The 18,038-nt window shown below is 64.6% G+C and carries 17 protein-coding genes and 1 pseudogene; 7 read left to right on the top strand and 11 right to left on the bottom strand.

The window, feature by feature from the left end; translation table 11 throughout:
* Positions 1-29: 29 nt before the first annotated feature.
* Complete coding sequence (locus E1N52_RS12930; protein ID WP_133183176.1) at positions 30-1,010, top strand: zinc-dependent alcohol dehydrogenase family protein; 981 nt, start codon at positions 30-32, stop codon at positions 1,008-1,010.
* A 166-nt stretch (positions 1,011-1,176) separates the two neighbouring features.
* On the opposite strand, the gene E1N52_RS12925 is transcribed toward E1N52_RS12930, so the two are convergent.
* The 4 genes from E1N52_RS12925 to E1N52_RS12910 form a co-directional block, all read right to left on the bottom strand.
* Positions 1,177-2,064 carry an ABC transporter permease gene (locus E1N52_RS12925; RefSeq protein WP_133183175.1) on the bottom strand — a complete coding sequence of 296 codons (888 nt, stop codon included), beginning with the start codon at positions 2,062-2,064 and terminating at the stop codon, positions 1,177-1,179.
* On the bottom strand, positions 2,061-2,981 hold the full coding sequence (locus E1N52_RS12920; RefSeq protein WP_425468047.1) for an ABC transporter ATP-binding protein: 921 nt from the start codon (positions 2,979-2,981) through the stop codon (positions 2,061-2,063). The genes E1N52_RS12925 and E1N52_RS12920 overlap by 4 nt, the downstream gene beginning before the upstream one ends.
* Before the next feature lie 167 nt (positions 2,982-3,148).
* A complete protein-coding gene (locus E1N52_RS12915; RefSeq protein ID WP_133183174.1) occupies positions 3,149-4,204 on the bottom strand; it encodes an ABC transporter substrate-binding protein in 1,056 nt (351 codons plus the stop codon).
* Between the two features lie 63 nt (positions 4,205-4,267).
* On the bottom strand, positions 4,268-5,167 hold the full coding sequence (locus tag E1N52_RS12910) for a TauD/TfdA dioxygenase family protein (RefSeq protein ID WP_133183173.1): 900 nt from the start codon (positions 5,165-5,167) through the stop codon (positions 4,268-4,270).
* 210 nt (positions 5,168-5,377) lie between these two features.
* Between E1N52_RS12910 and E1N52_RS12905 the strand changes: the two genes are divergently transcribed.
* Both E1N52_RS12905 and E1N52_RS12900 read left to right on the top strand, forming a co-directional pair.
* The gene (locus E1N52_RS12905; RefSeq protein WP_165979368.1) at positions 5,378-6,826 is read left to right on the top strand and encodes a bifunctional transcriptional activator/DNA repair enzyme AdaA; all 1,449 of its coding nucleotides are present in this window, start codon (positions 5,378-5,380) and stop codon (positions 6,824-6,826) included.
* A complete protein-coding gene (locus E1N52_RS12900; protein WP_133183171.1) occupies positions 6,823-7,314 on the top strand; it encodes a methylated-DNA--[protein]-cysteine S-methyltransferase in 492 nt (163 codons plus the stop codon). The genes E1N52_RS12905 and E1N52_RS12900 overlap by 4 nt, the downstream gene beginning before the upstream one ends.
* Before the next feature lie 75 nt (positions 7,315-7,389).
* On the opposite strand, the gene treA is transcribed toward E1N52_RS12900, so the two are convergent.
* The 4 genes and pseudogenes from treA to E1N52_RS12880 all read right to left on the bottom strand — a co-directional run.
* A complete protein-coding gene (treA, locus tag E1N52_RS12895; protein ID WP_133183170.1) occupies positions 7,390-9,084 on the bottom strand; it encodes an alpha,alpha-trehalase TreA in 1,695 nt (564 codons plus the stop codon).
* Between the two features lie 329 nt (positions 9,085-9,413).
* Positions 9,414-9,716 carry a chemotaxis protein gene (locus E1N52_RS12890; RefSeq protein ID WP_133183169.1) on the bottom strand — a complete coding sequence of 101 codons (303 nt, stop codon included), beginning with the start codon at positions 9,714-9,716 and terminating at the stop codon, positions 9,414-9,416.
* Between the two features lie 99 nt (positions 9,717-9,815).
* Positions 9,816-10,580, bottom strand: coding sequence for a meso-2,3-butanediol dehydrogenase (gene budC, locus E1N52_RS12885; protein ID WP_133183168.1), 765 nt, complete (start codon positions 10,578-10,580; stop codon positions 9,816-9,818).
* Positions 10,581-10,588: 8 nt separating this feature from the next.
* Positions 10,589-11,071 (bottom strand): annotated as a pseudogene (locus tag E1N52_RS12880) (SDR family NAD(P)-dependent oxidoreductase); the annotation flags it as partial.
* Positions 11,072-11,251: 180 nt separating this feature from the next.
* Between E1N52_RS12880 and tkt the strand changes: the two are divergent.
* Complete coding sequence (gene tkt / locus E1N52_RS12875; RefSeq protein WP_133183166.1) at positions 11,252-13,369, top strand: transketolase; 2,118 nt, start codon at positions 11,252-11,254, stop codon at positions 13,367-13,369.
* Here tkt and E1N52_RS12870 read toward each other — a convergent pair whose 3' ends face one another.
* Together E1N52_RS12870 and E1N52_RS12865 are read right to left on the bottom strand one after the other, a co-directional pair.
* The gene (locus tag E1N52_RS12870) at positions 13,370-13,657 is read right to left on the bottom strand and encodes a DUF1488 family protein (protein ID WP_133183165.1); all 288 of its coding nucleotides are present in this window, start codon (positions 13,655-13,657) and stop codon (positions 13,370-13,372) included.
* Positions 13,658-13,834: 177 nt separating this feature from the next.
* On the bottom strand, positions 13,835-13,996 hold the full coding sequence (locus E1N52_RS12865; RefSeq protein WP_133183164.1) for a DUF1328 domain-containing protein: 162 nt from the start codon (positions 13,994-13,996) through the stop codon (positions 13,835-13,837).
* Between the two features lie 166 nt (positions 13,997-14,162).
* On the opposite strand from E1N52_RS12865, the gene E1N52_RS12860 reads away from it, so the two are divergent.
* From E1N52_RS12860 to E1N52_RS12845, 3 genes are all read left to right on the top strand, one after another.
* A complete protein-coding gene (locus tag E1N52_RS12860) occupies positions 14,163-14,564 on the top strand; it encodes a BON domain-containing protein (protein WP_133183163.1) in 402 nt (133 codons plus the stop codon).
* A 35-nt stretch (positions 14,565-14,599) separates the two neighbouring features.
* The gene (locus E1N52_RS12855; protein WP_133183162.1) at positions 14,600-15,853 is read left to right on the top strand and encodes a phosphatidylserine decarboxylase family protein; all 1,254 of its coding nucleotides are present in this window, start codon (positions 14,600-14,602) and stop codon (positions 15,851-15,853) included.
* A gap of 258 nt (positions 15,854-16,111) precedes the next feature.
* Positions 16,112-16,543, top strand: coding sequence for a CBS domain-containing protein (locus E1N52_RS12845; protein ID WP_133183161.1), 432 nt, complete (start codon positions 16,112-16,114; stop codon positions 16,541-16,543).
* A gap of 40 nt (positions 16,544-16,583) precedes the next feature.
* Here the strand turns inward: E1N52_RS12845 and E1N52_RS12840 are convergent, their stop codons facing one another.
* The gene (locus tag E1N52_RS12840) at positions 16,584-17,933 is read right to left on the bottom strand and encodes a cation:proton antiporter domain-containing protein (protein WP_133183160.1); all 1,350 of its coding nucleotides are present in this window, start codon (positions 17,931-17,933) and stop codon (positions 16,584-16,586) included.
* Positions 17,934-18,038: the final 105 nt, after the last annotated feature.

The following is an 18,038-nucleotide window of genomic DNA, read 5'->3' as shown; positions in this document are numbered from 1 at the left end:
TTCAATTCGCAACGGCACACACACTAACAATGAAAGCACTCGTCCTCAGCCAGTACGACGGTCCGCTCGAACTGGCTACGCTCGATCGCCCGCAGCCGCAAACGGGCCAGGTGCTCGTGCGCATTCATGCTGCGGGCCTCAATCCGCTCGACGTCAAGATTCGGGCGGGGAAGGCGGATCATGCGAAGCATCCGCTGCCACTCGTGCTCGGCATCGACATGGCGGGTGTGGTGGAAGCGGTCGGCGCGGGCGTCACGCGTTTTGCGGCCGGCGACGAGGTGTACGGCATGACTGGCGGCGTAGGTGGCATTCAAGGCGCGCTGGCCGAGTACGCTGCCGTCGACGCGGACCTCCTCGCGCGCAAGCCCGCGAATCTCTCGATGCGCGAAGCCGCCGCGCTGCCGCTCGCGTTCATCACCGCGTGGTCGGGCATCGTCGATCGCGCGCACCTGGCGGCGGGGCGGAGCGTGCTGGTTCAGGGCGGCGCGGGTGGCGTCGGGCATGTGGCCGTGCAGATTGCGCGGGCGCTTGGCGCGAATGTCTTCGCGACGGGTAGCGCGCGCAACGCTGAAGTGATTTCGCAACTGGGTGCGACGCCTATCGATTACAACTCGCTGAGTGTGGAGCAGTATGTTCAGGCGCACACGGCGGGTGAGGGATTCGATCTCGTGGTGGACACTGTGGGCGGCAAGACACTCGATGCTTCGTTTGCCGCGGTCAAGCATTTTGGGCACGTGGTGAGCGCGCTCGGGTGGGGCTCGCATGCCCTCGCGCCGCTATCATTTCGTGAGGCGAGTTATTCGGGGGTTTTTACGCTTTACCCGCTTTTGAGTGGGAAGAACCGTGGGCATCACGGTGAGATGCTTCGCGAGGCTACGCGGCTTGCGGAGGCGGGGCAGCTTAAGGCGAGGGTGGATTCTCGGCGCTTCACGCTGGGTGAAACCGAGCGGGCTTATGAGGCCGTGGCCGACGGCAGCGCGGCTAGCAAGATTGTGGTTGAGATTGGTTGAGGGTTTGGTGTTGTGCGCCGCCTCGGGCGGGACGCCTGGCGCTTTGGCCTTTCCTTGTTTTCACGTCGGTGTGCAGGCGTTGCCCCTGTGCAGACCGACACGAAAACAAGAAAAAACCAAAGCCCCCGTCCAATCAATAATCAAACGCCTCGCAGAGCCAAAAACCTCAACCCTGCACTCCCCAACGCCGCACAGTCAACCGCTCGAGCGTATCAAAAACCAGATGCTCAACGAGCAACCCAATAACGATCACAGCAGCAAGCCCAGCAAAAACACGATCGGTATAAAGCTCATTCCGGTTCTGAAAGATATACCACCCAAGCCCCCCCTGCCCCGCGCTAGCCCCAAACACAAGTTCCGCCGCGATCAGCGTACGCCATGCAAATGCCCAGCCCACGCGCAACCCCGCGATAATCGAGGGCAGCGCCGCAGGCACGAGTATCAACACGACCTGACGCAACCCGCTCAACCCGTAGTTGCGCCCCGCCATACGCAGCGTCGCCGGCACGCCGAGAAAACCCGTGTACATATTGAGCGCGAGCGGCCACAGCACGGCATGCACGAGCACGAACAACAGGCTGCCGGTGCCAAGCCCAAACCAAAGCAACGCAATAGGCAGCAGTGCGATCGAAGGCAGCGGATTGAACATCGCCGTCAGCATGGAAAGCAAATCGCGCCCCACGCGCGTAGAAACCGCAAGCGACGTCAGCACGAATGCGAGCACCACGCCGATAGCGTAGCCGCGCAACAGCACCGACATAGAAATGCCGGTTTTCACGAGCAATTCACCGCTCGCAATGCCCTGCACGAACGCGGCAAGCGTCGCACCAAACGTCGGCACGAGCAAATCGTTCGCAACCACGCGCGCCGTGATCTCCCAGCCCGCAATAAGCACGAGCGCGATGAGCGTGCGGCGAAACCAGCCCGCATCGAGCACCCGCCGCGCGAGCGGCAAGGGCGCGGAGTCTGCGCCCGCCTGCACCGGCAACAAAGGCCGCTCGTATTCCGCGCGCACGGGTGGCAAGGGCGGCAGCGTCTGATGTGGCGTGCTCATCGGCTGGCCTCCTTCACGGCTTCGGTTTCGGTATCGGTATCGAACAACAGGCGATGAATGCGCGCCACACTCTCGCGAAAGTCCACGCCACCCATGCTCGCATGCGAATACGCATGGCTGTTCACCTCCGCGCGCACGCGTCCCGGATGCGGCGAGAGCAGCAGGATGCGGTTGCCGACCACGAGCGCTTCCTCGATCGAATGCGTGACGAACAGCAGCGTGAAGCGCGCGTCGTCCCAAAGGCGCAGCAGTTCTTCCTGCATCTTGCGGCGCGTGAGTGCGTCGAGCGCGGCGAAGGGTTCGTCCATGAGCAACACGCGCGGCTGCATGGCGAGCGCTCGCGCTATCGCCACGCGCTGCTTCATGCCGCCCGAAAGCGTGTGCGGATACGCATCGGCGAACGCGGCGAGTCCTACCTTGTCGAGATAATGGAGCGCACGTTCGCGCGCTTCGGCACGCGGCAGTTTGCGCGCCACGCGCAACGGAAACGCCACGTTCTCGGCCACGGTTTTCCAGGGCGGCAACTGGTCGAACTCCTGGAACACCACCACGCGGTCCGCACCCGGTCCGCGCACCGGTTCGCCCGCCAGCGAGATCGACCCCGACACTGGCTCGACAAAGCCCGCAATCGCCTTGAGCAAAGTGGACTTGCCGCAGCCCGAAGGCCCGAGCAGGACGAAGCGATCGGCGCCGTAGACATCGAAGCTCACGTCCTGCGTGGCGCGTACGATGCGCTCGCGGCTGCGGTATTCGAGGCTGACGTTCTCGATGGCAAGCAGGCGCTCGCTGTGTCGCCCCGCCTCGATGGTGTGTTCGGTATGCGCAGGCCGCTCGCTCACAACAACGCGTTCCGCCGCGCCCGCTTCGCGGCGCACTGCGGGAGCGCGCTCCCAGAATCTGGTGGTGGTGACGTTCACTTTTCGCAAATCCAGCGGATAAAACGTCAACATACGGGCACCCGGCGCGCTACCCAACCAATGAATCGGCATATTCAAACCAGGCCTGCGTATAAGCACTGGATGTCCGCCACCAGTGCAAACGGGCCCGAACTGGGCCCGCTTTCTGGCGCAGATGCCGTGCTTGCTCAACTGCCGTTGGCAACCGCCGGATCGTCGAAGAAATAATCGCGCCACGACTTCGGCTCGTTGCGGATCGCGCCGACGCGATACATGAATTGCGCGAGCGCGAGCGTATTCTGCGGCGCGGTCTTGAACTGCACCTGTGGATCCCGCAGGATCTTCAGGAGCAGATTGCGGTCGATCTTCGAGTCGTTCACGCGGATATAAATATCCGCGGCCTGCTCGGGGTGCGCTGCGATGAAGTTCGCTGCATCGGCGAGCGCCGCCACGAATGCGCGATACGTTTTCGGGTTCTCGTCGCGGAACTTCTGCGTGGCGTAAAGCACCGTGGCCGAACTCGGTCCGCCCAGCACGTCGTACGAGTTGAGCACAATATGAGCCTTCGGGTTGGCAGCCAGCTCCTGCTGCTGGAACGGCGGATTGCCGAAATGCGCCGTGATCACACTGCTGTTAGCGATGATCGCGGCCGTCGCGTCCGGGTGCGGAATGGCCTGGCTGTAGGGATCGAGGCGGTCGAACTGCTTCTCGCCCCACTGCTTCGCCGCCGCGTATTGCAGCACGCGCGACTGCACGGAAACACCCACGGCCGGCACGGCAATGCGGTCCTTGCTCGTGAAGTCGCCAATCGTCTTGACGTTCGGATCCGTGCTCACGAGGTAATACGGCAGGTTGCCAAGCGATGCCACGCCTTTCACATTCTGCCTGCCATGCGTGCGGTCCCACACCGTCAGCAGCGGTCCCACGCCCGCGCCGGCTACGTCCACCGCGCCGGAAAGCAGCGCGTCGTTTACGGCCGCGCCGCCAGAAAGACGCAGCCAGTCGACCTTGATATCCACCCCGGCCTTGCGCCCCTCCTGCTCGATGAAATGCTGGTCGCGCGCGACGTTGAGCATCAGATACACGACACCGAACTGCTCCGCAATGCGGATCTGCCCTTCTGCGCGCGCCGATGCGGGCACGCCCAGTCCAAGCGAACCAAGCGCAATGGCGAGCGACGCCGCGCCCGCACGGCGCCATACGTTTACACGCTTCGCAAGTGCATTACCGATAGAAAGCGACATACTATGGATTCCTTTTTATTCTATGTAATACCGACCGCGAGAAAAAACGCCTCGCGGCGCGCATCAAAACGGCGTGTCGCCTTCGATGGTGGTGCGATAGAGCTTACGGCGCAGATGATCTGGCGTGCCCGCCGCGAGATGCATGAGCGAGCGGTTGTCCCAGAACACGAGATCGTGCTCGCGCCATTCGTGGCGGTAGCAATGCTCCTCGAGCACGCTGTGCGCGAACAGCGCGTCGAGCAGCGCGCGGCTTTCGTCCTCGGGCAGATCGACGATGCGGGTCGTGAAGTGCTCGCTCACGAACAGCGCCTTGCGGCCCGTTTCCGGGTGCGTGCGCACCACGGGATGCACCACCGGCTTCACCTGCGCGATCTGCTCCGCCGTTAGATTCGGCCGCCACGGGCTGCGCGCCTGGAGTTCCGCATAGCGCGCGAGATAGGTATGCTCGGCACGGCGCCCCTCCACGGCGCTGCGCAAATGCGCGGGCAGCGTGTCCCATGCCAGATGCATGTTGGCGAACAGCGTGTCGCCGCCCTCTGCGGGCAACTCCTGCGCGTGCAGCAGCGAACCGAGGCTCGGCTTCTCCTTGTACGAAAGATCGGAATGCCAGAAGTGTCCCGCGTCGCCGAGACCAATGGGCTTGCCGTTTTCCATGACGTTCGAGACGATCAGCACCTCTGGGTACCCCGCCAGTGCGAATTGATGCAGCACGTGGATCTGCAGCGGCCCGAAGCGGCGGCTGAATTCGACCTGCTGCTCCGGCGTAATGCGTTGGTCGCGAAACACCAGCACGTGGTGATCGAGGTGCGCGCGATGAATACGCGCGAAATCGTCGCGCGACAGCGGCTTCGCCAGATCGAGGCCAACCACTTCCGCGCCGAGCGGCGCACTCAAGGGAAGAATGTCGAAGCGTTGCGTTGCGCTCGATGCGGCAGGAGCGATGAATGTGGCGGTGGTAATCACGCAGCAAGCCTTTCAGGTAAGCAATAGCTTCAATCTACGTGATCCGCCTGCCGGCTGACAACGAAGCAAATCCGATACGTTTATCCGTTCGAGTCATAAAGGCGCTGTTAAGGCATACGGCGGCACAAGTCGCAGACCGGCACTCGGGGCTCGAATACTCATGTCCGAATCTGGCCAGAATCCTCCCTGAATCTGTTTTACAGTCTCGACATGCGCCTCGATCCCGACACCTGCTACCAGACCATGCTCTCGAAAGACCGCCGTTTCGACGGCTGGTTTTTCGTCGGCGTGTCGTCCACGGGAATTTACTGCCGCCCGGTCTGCCCGGTCCGCACGCCGCAGCGCCAGAACTGCCACTTTTTCGCCAACGCCGCAGCGGCTGAACGCGCGGGCTTTCGTCCCTGTCTGCGCTGCCGCCCTGAACTGGCCCCGGGTAACGGCCTGCTGGACGTCTCGAGCAGGCTCGCTTACGCCGCCGCGTCGCTGATCGAGGAGGGTTTCCTCAACGCCGGCAGCCTGGCGGCCCTGGCCGCACGCGTGGGCGTGACCGACCGGCACCTGCGAAGGATCTTCGACGCGCAATTCGGCGTGTCGCCGATGGAGTTCGCTCAAACCCAACGGCTGCTGATGGCCAAGCGGCTGCTGACCGATACCCGCTTGCCCGTGAACGCCGTTGCGCTCGCGGCGGGATTCGGCAGCGTGCGGCGGTTCAACGACCTTTTTCTGAAGCAATACGGCTTGAACCCACTGCGGTTCCGGAAAGAAACCAATGCACCCAACGCGCCGCGTGCAGAAAACGTGACATTTCCGCTGGGCTACCGGCCGCCGTTTTGCTGGTCCGGCATTCTCGCGTTCCTCGCACGCAGGCAGATAGCCGGCGTCGAGCATATCGGCGACGAGATCTATACACGAACCCTCGCGTTGAGCCACAAAGGCGGCGACATCCACGGCTGGATCAGCGTACGGCACACGCCGCAGCGGTACGCGCTCGAAGTGACTTTGCCGATGTCGCTCATGCCCGCGGTGGGGCAACTTCTGCCGCGCGTCAGGCGTCTATTCGATCTGGACTCGCGCCCCGATCTGATCGATCCGCATCTCGGCGATCTCGCGGCCGGCTTGCCGGGCATGCGCGTCCCTGGCGCCATGGACGGCTTCGAGATCGCGGTGTGCGCCCTGGCCGGGCAATCGCCGCAATCGACGAGCACGCAAAGGATTCTTGCACGCATTGCTGAGCGCTTTGGCACGCGGATCAACGCGCCGCAGGCGTTGACCCGCGTCTTTCCTTCCGCGGCCATGCTCGCACGCGAGCCAGTCTCCGCACTCGAAGATACGGGGATGACGCGCAAGCGTGCAGAGGCGATCGTTGCGCTCGCAAGCGACGTGTCGTCGGGGCGCGTGAGGCTCGAACCCGCCGCGCCACTGGAAGAAACGCTCCACGCACTGCGGAACATTCACGGCATAAGCGAATGGGCCGTGCAATACATCGCCATGCGCGCGCTCGCGTGGCCGAATGCCTTTCCGCCCTCTGACCTGAAGCTGAACAGGCAACTGGGCTACGCAAGCGCATCCGCACTCGGCCGCCGTGCCGAACAATGGGAACCGTGGCGCGCCTATGCAACCCTCCACATGTGGAGCCAACTCGAGGGCCAACTCAAATGACACCTGGCTATCTGATTCCCAGTCCACTGGGGGATATCGCGCTGCGCGTAGAAGACGATTTCCTGACCGGCCTCTTTTTCGTGGGCCAAAAGTACTTCCCGCAGATGTCGCTTACGCGCATTGGAGCCGGAGCGCCGCCACTCGCGCTTTACGCACAGCGGCAAATCACGCAGTTCTTTGCCGGCGAAAGACAGGACTTCGGGCTTCCCATTGCGTTGCGCGGCACGCCGTTTCAGCGGCGGGTCTGGAAAGAGCTTGAAGCGATTCCGTATGGACGCGTGATCTCCTATGCGGAGGTCGCGAGGCGCTTGCGCCTCGACTCGGGGCACGCACGCGCTGTGGGAAGCGCGGTTGGCCGCAACCCCGTTTCCGTGATCGTTCCGTGCCACCGTGTCGTCGCGACGAACGGCGCGCTGACTGGCTACGCAGGCGGCGTGGATCGCAAGGCGGCGCTGCTCGAACTCGAACACGCCGACCCATTGGAATGAAGCTCGAACGGACCGCTTCGCGGCGCTCGACCAGCCTTTAGCCGCGCCGGGCTGGAAGCGGTCCGGCTCTCACAGCTACTGCCCGCCACCGTACATATCGAGCAGCATCAGCGTCACGCCATTCGTCCAGCCAAAGCCGTCCTGCAACGGGTATTCGCCGCCCCCACCGCCGCCTTCACCCGCGCCTTCGACGATATATTTCTCGACGAGCTTTTGCTGCGTGTTGTAGACGTTCTCGACGTCGGCGAGAAAGCGCGTGCCGACTGGCTGCGCGAGATCGCTGCGCCCGTATTGCTTGAGGCCCTGTATGGCGATCCAGTGCAGCGGCGCCCAGCCGTTCGGCGCATCCCATTGCTGTCCCGTGTTGTAGACCGACGTGGCGAGGCCGCCCTGCTGGAGCAGCACGTTTTGCATCGTCTGCGCCGTCTTCTTCGCGCGCTCGGGCCACGCCACGCCCGCCATCAGCGGATACATCATCGCCGGTGTCTGGTTGTCGCGCGACTTGCCGAACTGCCAGTCGTAGTCGCCGTAGTAGCCCTTGCTGTTCCAGAGGTAACGGTTGATGCCTTCGGCGCGGCGCGCGGCGTAGCCGGCGAACTGCCCCACGCAGCCGAAATCGCGCGCGACTGTGCAGGCGCGCACGATCGTCGTCTCAAGATGGAACAGGAGGCTGTTCAAATCGACGGGAATGATCGACGTGGTACGCACGGTCCAGAGGTTCTGGTTGTCGCCGAACCAGCGCGAGCTGAAGTCCCAGCCGCTTTCGGCGGTGGCGCGCAAGTCGCGATAGACCTCGTTCGCGGGGCGGCCCGTGGCCTGCTGCGCAGTCTGCACGTCTTCGATGTACGACTCGTCGCGCGGCGTGTCGAGTTCGTCCCAGTAACGGTTGAGCACCGTGCCGTCGCGCAGCACGACCACATTGCGCGTGGCTTGGCCGCGCGGCGTGCTGCTCGCGCCCTGCATCCAGTACGCGTACTCCTTGCGCAGCGCCGGCAGGTACTTCTGATACACGCTGTTGCCTTCCTTTTGCGCCGCGAGTTCCACCATGTACGAATAGAACGGCGGTTGCGAGCGGCTCAGATAATAGGTGCGATTGCCGTTCGGAATATGGCCGAAGGTGTTGATCATGTACGCGAAGTTGTCGAGCATGTCGTCGACGAGATCTTCATGGCCCGACTCCTGGAGCCCGAGCATCGTGAAGTAGGTGTCCCAGTAATAACCTTCCCTGAAGCGCCCGCCCGGCACGACATACGGCTTCGGCAGCGGCACGAGCGAGCTGTTGTCGGGTGCCGACGTGGTCGTGCGCGTGAGACCGGTCCATAGCCAGTCGATATGCTGGCGCAAGGTCTGCCCCGCCGGCGGCGTGATGCTCTGGTCCGGCGGCGGCGTGAAATACTGGTTTACAAAACTCAGCAACGAGAAGCCGGGTTGGTTCTTCTGCGTTTCGTAGAGCTGAACGATGGTTGCGGGGTCCGTGTTCGGTGTCGAATCGACGAAGGTCTTCTGGTCGGAGAAGATCTGTGCGGTCTGCACCGCCACGAAAAGATCGCCGTACAGAATATCGGGCGCAGGCGGCAACGGCGCGCCCACCTGGGTATCGGCGAAACAGTTTGCACAGGCGAGCAAAAGCGTTGCGAGGCTGGCCGCGCTGATCGCAGTGCGCGAACGCTGCGGCAATTTTCGGGGTGGGAGTGACTGTAAGCCTGCTTGAATGCGATGCGCATCGATTGGCGATGCGGCGTGGGTGCGAGATTGCAGCTGCGTGCTCATGTTGCCTCCGTGGTGTTGGGGCACTTCGCTGGTCTCATCGCACCAACCCGTTCACGCCGTTTGTTTGCGGCGTGCGGGTCCGGCTGGATGCACATTGGCATCGCCGGAATCCCGGGCAACGAAAGCATCGCATGACTTCGCACACCGAATCAACTGCGGCGTGACAATGAGCAAATGTGCGGAAATTTATGCCACCGGCCTGGCAAAAAAAGCGCGGCGCATCGGTAACAGTGGCCGTACTGGCGCAGCACGAGAGGCATGAACGCCTGGCGTGCGTGTTTAACGCGGGCGCCAGGCGCAACGGCGATATCGCGCAGGCGCCCGCTTATTTAAATATCGCCTAAATCGTCGATGCGATCCGGAAGCACGTCGCTGTCGGGCTCCAGCGACTCGTCGCCGTCTGCCGAGGCGCGTTCGCCCGTGCCTGCGCTATCGGTATCGCTCTGCGCTTCGTCCTCGCCCGCTTCGAGCGCGTGATTATCGAGTTCGGTATCGCGGTCGAATTCGTGGCGCTTGGCGCCCTGGGTATCGCTGCCGGAATCGGATGAATCGCCCGGGCCTAGCGAGCCCGTGTCGTGCCCCGGCGGCATGGATTCAGGAAGATCGTTGTCGGGGTCTAGCGTGCTGTTCATGGCAGCCTCCTTGAATTGTCGATGCGTTCGATGCGGCGCCCTCTGCGACGCCGCATCCAATCCACGAAGCGCAGAACGCGTGCCTTGCGAAGAGTGCCCTCAAGCCTGCCGCGGCTGCCCGTTCGAAGCGCTCAACCCGCCATCCACAGGAATATTCGCACCGGTGATGAAGCGCGCGTCTTCGCTCGCGAGAAACACGATCACGCCCGCGATATCGTCGGGTTCCGCCGCGCGGCCAAGCGGAATGCGCTCGCGGAACTTCTCGACGAGTGCCGCGTCGGTGAACATGTCCTCAGTGAGATTCGTACGCGTGAGCGAGGGGCAAACCGCATTCACGCGCACGCCCGCGAGTGCGAGGTCGAGAGCCGCCGCGCGCGTGAAATTCGTCACCGCGCCCTTTGCAGCGTTATAAAAGCTCATGCCCCAGTCGCCGCTCAGGCCCGAAACGGAGGAGACGTTGACGACCGCGCCGCGCGTCGCCTTCAGGTAGGGTGCACAGGCGCGCAGGCAATAGAGCACGCCGTTCAGATCGGTCGCGATGACGTCGTCCCATTCGTTGATGGGGGCTTCGTCCACGCCGCCCGTCGGGGCCACGCCCGCGTTGTTCACCAGCACGTCGATGCGCCCGAAACGCGCGACCGTGGCGTCGATGAGCGCTTGCACCGATTCGTCGTCGCGTACATCGGTGACGTGCACCAGCGCGCGGTCTTCGTGCAGATCGGCTGCCACGCGGCGCAGTTTGTCGGGCGTGCGACCTGCGAGCACGACGGCCGCGCCTTCGTCCGCGAAACGCCGCGCGCTCGCAGCACCGATGCCGGAGCCCGCTCCGGTGACGATCACCACCTTGCCGTTGAATCGTTCCATGGCACCCTCCTGGGGCCTGCATACGCGGATTGCAGCGGTATCGCGCGCGAGGCGAGCGCCGACCCCACGTTGACGATCGCGCCGCGATTGCGCTTGCGCATGCGCGCGAGCGCCGCCATGGTGCCGTGCACCTGGCCGAGATAGGTGACCTGGGTCGCCCGCTCGAAGTCGCGCGGAGAGATCGACGAGAGCGGCGCGAAGATGGTCGCCATGGCAACGTTCACCCACACGTCGATTTCACCCAGTTCGCGCTCCACGCGCGCTGCCGCCGCTTCGACGGCCTGTGCGTCGGCCACGTCGGTCGGCACCGCGAGCGCGCGCACACTGTAGGCTGCTTGTAATTGCGCGGCGGCCCGCACGAGCCGTTCGGGTTCGCGCGACAGCAGCGCGACGTCATAGCCCGCTCGCGCGAACGCTTCTGCGGCGGCGCGGCCCACGCCCGCGCCCGCACCGGTGATCAGAGCAATCTTGCGTTGAGATGGTGTGCGCATCGGGGCCGGGAATCGGAAAGAGGAGTAGTCTCAATCCGCAAAGGCTATGCCCATAGGTTCCAGACGCGATCCAGAGTACGGTGCGGACCGCCATGCGTTGGCTGGCACCGCATTTGCGCGTCCATCCCTTCGCGCGCCGCCGCCCGATGGCAGTGCGCCCCTGCCGAGGAGTCCCCGCTCATGTCATCGAATTCATCGTCGAATGCCAGGCCCACGAAAGCCGACCCATCCGATCTCGACCGCCGGGTCATCGACACGATCCGCACCTTGTCGATGGACGCCGTGCAAAAGGCCAATTCCGGCCACCCCGGCACGCCCATGGCGCTCGCGCCGCTCGCGTACCAGATCTGGCAGCATCATCTGCATTACGACCCTGCCGCGCCGCTATGGCCCAATCGCGACCGCTTCGTGCTCTCGAACGGCCACGCTTCGATGCTGCTCTACTCGCTGCTGCACCTCGCGGGCGTGCAGGCCATCGATGAAAAAGGCAAGCTCACGGGCAAGCCCGCGGTCTCGCTCGACGATATCAAACACTTTCGCCAGATCGACAGCGTGACGCCGGGGCACCCGGAATTTCGCATGACAACAGGTGTCGAGACGACCACCGGGCCGCTCGGCCAGGGGCTCGGCAACAGCGTGGGCATGGCCATGGCCGGGCGCTGGTTCGAGCAGCACTTCAATCGCCCCGACGCAAAGATCTTCGACTACCGCGTCTACACGGTGTGCGGGGACGGCGACATGATGGAAGGCGTCTCGCACGAAGCGGCTTCGCTCGCGGGCCATCTGGGTCTGTCGAATCTGATCTGGTTCTACGACAGCAACCGCATCACGATCGAGGGCCATACCGACCTCGCCTATAGCGACGATGTCGAAGCGCGCTTTCGCGGCTACCACTGGAACACGCTGCACGTGGACGACGCCAACGACACGAAAGCCATCGAAGCCGCCATCCAGAAAGCGCAGGCGGTAACTGACAAGCCGACGCTCATTGTGGTGAAGAGCATCATCGGCTGGGGCGCGCCGAACCGGCAGGACACGGCGGCGGCGCACGGCGAGGCGCTTGGCGAGGACGAGGTGCGCCTTGCCAAGCGCGCGTACGGCTGGCCGGAGGACGCGCATTTCCTCGTACCCGACGGCGTGTACGAACGCTTCGCGCAAGGCATGGGCGCGCGCGGCAAGGCGGCGCACGAAGCATGGAAGCAACGCTACGACGACTACGCGAAGCGCTACCCCGAGCTAGCGAAGGAACTGGGCCTGATGCTCGAAGGCAAGCTGCCCGAGGGCTGGGACGCCGATATCCCCACCTTCGAAGCCGACGAAAAAGGCATGGCAACGCGCGAGTCGTCGGGCAAGGTGCTCAACGCCATTGCGCAACGCGTGCCGTGGATGATCGGAGGCGCCGCCGACCTCTCGCCCTCGACCAAAACCAATCTCAAGTTCGAAGGCGCGGGAAGCTTCGAGCGCGATCACTACGACGGCCGCAACCTGCACTTCGGCATTCGCGAACACGGCATGGGCGCGGTCTCCAATGGCCTCGCGCTTTCGGGCTTGCGGCCGTTCGCGTCGACGTTCCTGATTTTCAGCGACTACATGAAGCCGCCCATCCGGCTCGCCGCAATCATGGAGTTGCCCGTCGTTTTCGTGTTCACGCACGATTCGATTGGCCTCGGCGAAGACGGGCCCACGCACCAGCCGATCGAGCAGCTCGCCTCGCTGCGCGCTGTGCCGGGCCTGCTCATGCTGCGCCCCGCTGACGCCAACGAAGTCGCCGAGTCCTGGCGCGTTGCGCTCGCACGTTCGCGCGAACCGGCCTGCCTGGTGTTGTCGCGCCAGCCGCTGCCCACGATCGACCGCAAAAAATACGCGAGCGCAGAAGGCGTGCGGCACGGCGCATACGTACTCGCCGACGCGCCCGATGGCAAGCAGCCCGAAGTCCTGCTGCTCGCCACGGGCAGCGAAGTTTCGCTATGCATTGCCGCCTATGAGACGCTGAAACAGGAGGGGATCGCGGCACGCGTGGTCTCGATGCCTTCATGGGACGTGTTCGAACTGGAGGACGAGGCGTACCGGGAGTCGGTGCTGCCGCCGCACATCCATGCACGCGTAGCCGTGGAGCAAGCGGCGACGCTCGGCTGGGACCGCTACGTCGGCCGCTTCGGCTCGCAGATCGTGATGCACACGTTCGGCGCCTCCGCGCCGCTCAAGGCGCTGAAGACCAAATTCGGCTTCACGCCGGAGCGCGTGGTCGAAGAAGCGAAGAAGCAGATTGCGCGCTGCAAGGCTGGCGCGGGCGAGTAGTTAGTGCCTGCCGGTGCCGTACATGCGCAAGTAGCCGCTATGCAGCATCACGGGCTTGCCGTCCGTCTCTTCGATGAGGCGGGCGGCCGCCGCTTCGATCGCGTCCCGGTTCCGGTGGAACGCCTGGCGCAGATCGGGCTCGCGCAGCGATCTCGCGCCGAAGCGGTCTTCCAGCGCCTCAGCCGTAATGGCACAGTCCACAGGGACGGAATCCGCGACCGCAACAAAAGTTAGCGCGAATTCCTCCGTGTCGTACTCGACCGGGCCTTCAGGAAAAGAGATGTTCATGGTGCGGGACTCCTGAATATCTTGCCGGCCGACCTGCCCTCCAATCCACCCGGACGTCGTGCCGGCCACCGCCGCCGCGCTGGCTACAGCGCACGCGACTACGCGCGCCGCAAGATGGCGCGCGCATCGTGCATGCCCAGTGCGAAGAGGCGCGCCTTGACCGACGCCGGGCAATGCTTACCGCCTCGTGATGCCAAACAGCAAGCTCGCCAGAAACAGAATCACGAAGATGAAGAACAGAATCTTGGCGATGCTCGCTGCACCCGCCGCAAGCCCGCCGAACCCGAAGACAGCCGCGATGATGGCTATCACGAAGAAAACGATCGCGTAGTAAAGCATTGCCGGCTCCTTTGAAAAAAGTCTCCCGGCGTATGCGCACCGGCTGTGCCCGACCCGGCGCTTGCCGCTCTTGCCTGAACGCCGGAGTCCAGGAAAACGCCGAGTCGCCGCGGCACGCCTGTTGCGGGAGGAGCAGGCTGCGGCTCTCAAAGCGAAGGAGACAGTCATGAACCCGTTGCAATGCGCCTCGCGCGCGGCCCTTGCCGGCCTCTGTGTCGTGCTCGGCATGCACGCAACGTTTTCCCAGACCAGCCCGCAAGCCGGCAGCGCCACGTTGCAACCCAACCCGCGGCCCAACCAGTTGCCGCCACACAATCTCGCGGCCGGCAATCCGGGCTACGGCGGCGAAGCGAGCGATACGTTCATCACCGCCCACGCGAAGGCTGCGCTGATGGCCGCGGACGGCGTGAACTCCAGCGACGTTCACGTGACCACCCAGCGCGGCGCCGTCACGCTAACTGGCACCGTGCCCAACGAGGCGCAGCGCGACAAGGCCGAAAGCGTGGTCCACGACCTCGACGGCGTGGTCTACGTGACGAACGACCTGAAAGTGTCCAAACCGCAGTAACACGGCAAAAGTCTGAGAGGACAAGGAGCAAACCGATGGACGCGACGACCCCGCCCACCATGAAATCCCGGCGACGCCTCGGCAACTGGATGCCGCAGAAGGAGGCCGTCGCGGCGGACTTCCGCCGGCAGATCGCGGCGGCGGCACGCGAGCGTTCGCGCGACACGCCGCAGGTGAACGTGGTGCGCGAACTCGCCCGCCTCGTACAGGGCGACACGGTGCTGCGCATGAATCTCTCGCGCGCGATCGACGAAGCATTGCACGCAGGCTTCGAACTCAGCTACGGCAATATCGACGAACTGATGACCATCGTCGATTACCTCACGACCTACGCGCCGCCCTTCAATGCCTCCGTGCCGATCGCCACGCCGCTCAATCTCGTGCTCGACTGGCCCATGTGCATGCCCTCGGGCTACGCCGTGTTCCGCGATCCCGCCTTCAACGCGCAACTACGCAACGTGCTCTCGTACTGGTGCGGTTTCCTGAGCGGTCCGCATTCGCGCACGCATCTCACCACGCAGGCGCCGCACGGCTGGTTCAGCGAGCAAGCACAGGAGACGATGCATCTGGACGACTACCTTTGCGAGCGCTCGCAGCCGCATTGGGGCTTCGCGTCCTGGAACGACTTCTTCACGCGGCGCCTGCGGGAAGGCACTCGGCCCGTCGACGAACCGTCGAACGCCGCCGTCATCGTCAACGCCTGCGAAGCGTCCCCTTACGACGTGAGCGAGCATTGCGAGCTACACGACCGCTTCTGGATCAAGTCGCAGCCCTACTCGCTACGCGAGATCCTGGCGGGCACCGAGCGCAGCGTGGCGGAGCGCTTCGTGGGCGGCAGCGTGTATCAGGGCTATCTGAGCGCGTTCAACTATCACCGCTGGCACGCGCCCATCGCGGGGACGGTACGCGAGGCGTACAACGTGGACGGCACCTACTACTCCGAAATCGAGGGCGAGGGCACCGACGCGCGCGGCCTGAACGATTCGCAGGGCTACACAACGGCGGTCGCGGCGCGTGCGGTCATGCTGATCGAAGCCGACGAAGCGGCGCTCGGGCTCGTGGCGTGCGTGTTCGTCGGCATGGCGGAGGTTTCATCGTGCCGCATCGTCGCGCTGCCAGGTCAGCACGTGGACAAGGGCGAGGAACTGGGCTTCTTTCAATATGGCGGCAGCACGTATTGCCTCATCTTCCAGCCCAACGTGATCCGCACGTTCGAACCACGGCCGCCCTACCGCGACGATGTTCCCGCGCTCAAGGTCAATTCGCGGCTCGCGCTCGCGTCGCTTTGAGCCCCACATCCAACCGCCATGGCCTCTCCACAGGAGTTCTTCATGCCGATGCAGCATGCCTTCACGACGTCGTTTCATTTGCCGCCGCCCGATCCGCTGGACGACCCGCAACGTCCGCCGCTGCCGCCGCAGCCCGACGACCGCCCGCCGCCCACGCTGCCCGAAGGCGATCCGCCGCCGCACGCGCCGCCGGAGCGCCTCGAGCGCACGGCACGTTTCGCATCACAAGAGACAACACAACCACGAAAGGAGAAGACAATGACTCAGGTTCGCGAAGTGATGTCACGCGAGGTCGTGCATATCGCGCCTGACACGACGATCCGCCACGCTGCCGAACTCATGCGCGATCACGACATCGGGGCGCTGCCGGTATGCGACGGCGAGCAGATCGTCGGCATGGTGACAGACCGCGACCTCGCCATGCGCGGGCTCGCCCAGGGCTGCACGGGCGAGGAAACGGTCTCGCACGTGGCGACTTCGGGCGTGCAATGGTGCTACGAGGACGAAGACGTGAATGTCGTTCAGCGCCGCATGGCGGAGGCGCAGGTGCGCCGGCTGCCCGTGGTGAACCACGAACGCGAGCTGGTGGGCACGCTCTCGCTCGGCGACATCGCCACGCGCTGCGACGGTGCGCAGCGCGAGCGCATCGCCAATACACTCGAAGACATTTCGCAGCGGCGCGTGCCGTGAGGCTCAGATCGACGCCGATGCCTGACGCGCCGGCCGCCGGCTAGTCGAAAGATGCGCTCGCGCCCACATGGTGTTCCGATGCCGCGAGCGCTTCCTGGCGCCGGTAATAGCGCTCGAGCACGTAGCCCGCGGTCGCGCCGTGCAGCACGACGGACAGCACGATTGCGTCGAGTGCCGCGGGCAGCACGGGCCGCAGCGCGTCGCCGGCCTGGTCGATACCCCACACCGCGTAATAAAACGCCCCCACGCCGCGTATGCCCATCCACGCCATCAAGACGCGCTGCGGGGTGTCCGCGTGCGAGCCCGCCATAGCCGCGATCACGGCCAATGGCCGCGCAACGAACACCAGCACGAGTGCGCACAGCACGGCGCGCAGGTCGAGCATCTCGCGCCAATGCGCGGAGATCACGCAGCCGATGATCAGCAGTACCGAGAACTCGGCCAGCCGCTCGATTTCCAGCGTGAAACCCGTCATGCCTTCGGCAAGCCAGACGTGCGCGCGCTGCGGGTCTTTCGCGACTTCGGTGCGCTCGCCAAGCTGCACGTTTTCGAGCGCTTCGGCGGGGCGCTGCTCGCCCGTGGCGCGCAATTCCTCATGGCGCAGCGCCACGCCCGCGGCGAATACGGCCACGAACGCGTATGCGTGCAACAGCAGCGCGACGCCGTAGGTCACGGACATCAGCCCGATCGCGATGAAGCCGTCGAGCCCCACCGCTTCGCCATAACGCGTACGCAAGTGGAACACGATCCGCACGCACAGCGTGGCGAGCACGGCGCCCACGAAGAGCGCACCCACGATGCCCCAGACCACCCACGCGGCGAATGCCGCCACGTTCTGCGTGCCGGCAACGTGCACGCCGCACAGCGCGAGACCGAGCAGCGCGAACGGCATCGCCGCGCCGTCGTTCAGGCCGCCTTCGCCCGAGAGTGCGAATCGCACGGGCTCGGCGTCGCCGGCTTCATGGACGCGCAATTCGTTGGCGAGCACCGGGTCGGTCGGGGCGAGCGCCGCGGCCAGAAACAAGGCCACGCCGGCGGTTGCGCCCAACGCCACGCCAAACGCGTACATCAGCCCGACACTGAGCGCCATGGCCAGCACGCCCAGGCGCAGCGGCAAGCGCCAGAGCCGGTCGCGCAACCGCACGCGCAGGTGCATGCCAACCGAAAACAGCGAAATCACGAGCCCGGCTTCCGCCACCACGGTGAGCGTGCGCACGTTCTGCGCAAGGTCGGCATGCACGAGGCCGAGCACACCGGGCCCGACGATCATGCCCACGGCCAGATAAATCATCGCGCCTGTGAGCGGCAAGCGCGCAATCGGGCCCCGCGCGAGCGCCACGAACATCAGCAGCACGCCGATCAGCAAAAACCACAGCGCTTCCTCCGGCATTGGAAGACTTCCCTCCTCGTCGATCGTTGCGGCAGTGCATGGCGGTTGCCCGCGCACGGACGCCTCATCTGCGCAACCTCTGTGCCGCTCGTCGTGCGGGCGGTA

It is taken from the genome of Paraburkholderia guartelaensis (assembly GCF_004353905.1).
Taxonomy (GTDB): domain Bacteria; phylum Pseudomonadota; class Gammaproteobacteria; order Burkholderiales; family Burkholderiaceae; genus Paraburkholderia; species Paraburkholderia guartelaensis.
This window is presented reverse-complemented; position numbering and strand designations above follow the sequence as displayed.

Coding starts and splice junctions, on each gene's coding strand:
- E1N52_RS12930 (WP_133183176.1), top strand. CDS start 30: ATGAAAGCACTCGTCCTCAGCCAGTACGACGGTCCGCTCGAACTGGCT.
- E1N52_RS12925 (WP_133183175.1), bottom strand. CDS start 2,064: ATGAGCACGCCACATCAGACGCTGCCGCCCTTGCCACCCGTGCGCGCG.
- E1N52_RS12840 (WP_133183160.1), bottom strand. CDS start 17,933: ATGCCGGAGGAAGCGCTGTGGTTTTTGCTGATCGGCGTGCTGCTGATG.
- E1N52_RS12890 (WP_133183169.1), bottom strand. CDS start 9,716: ATGAACAGCACGCTAGACCCCGACAACGATCTTCCTGAATCCATGCCG.
- E1N52_RS12870 (WP_133183165.1), bottom strand. CDS start 13,657: ATGAACATCTCTTTTCCTGAAGGCCCGGTCGAGTACGACACGGAGGAA.
- E1N52_RS12845 (WP_133183161.1), top strand. CDS start 16,112: ATGACTCAGGTTCGCGAAGTGATGTCACGCGAGGTCGTGCATATCGCG.
- E1N52_RS12860 (WP_133183163.1), top strand. CDS start 14,163: ATGAACCCGTTGCAATGCGCCTCGCGCGCGGCCCTTGCCGGCCTCTGT.
- E1N52_RS12915 (WP_133183174.1), bottom strand. CDS start 4,204: ATGTCGCTTTCTATCGGTAATGCACTTGCGAAGCGTGTAAACGTATGG.
- budC (WP_133183168.1), bottom strand. CDS start 10,580: ATGGAACGATTCAACGGCAAGGTGGTGATCGTCACCGGAGCGGGCTCC.
- E1N52_RS12900 (WP_133183171.1), top strand. CDS start 6,823: ATGACACCTGGCTATCTGATTCCCAGTCCACTGGGGGATATCGCGCTG.
- tkt (WP_133183166.1), top strand. CDS start 11,252: ATGTCATCGAATTCATCGTCGAATGCCAGGCCCACGAAAGCCGACCCA.
- treA (WP_133183170.1), bottom strand. CDS start 9,084: ATGAGCACGCAGCTGCAATCTCGCACCCACGCCGCATCGCCAATCGAT.
- E1N52_RS12865 (WP_133183164.1), bottom strand. CDS start 13,996: ATGCTTTACTACGCGATCGTTTTCTTCGTGATAGCCATCATCGCGGCT.
- E1N52_RS12855 (WP_133183162.1), top strand. CDS start 14,600: ATGGACGCGACGACCCCGCCCACCATGAAATCCCGGCGACGCCTCGGC.
- E1N52_RS12905 (WP_165979368.1), top strand. CDS start 5,378: ATGCGCCTCGATCCCGACACCTGCTACCAGACCATGCTCTCGAAAGAC.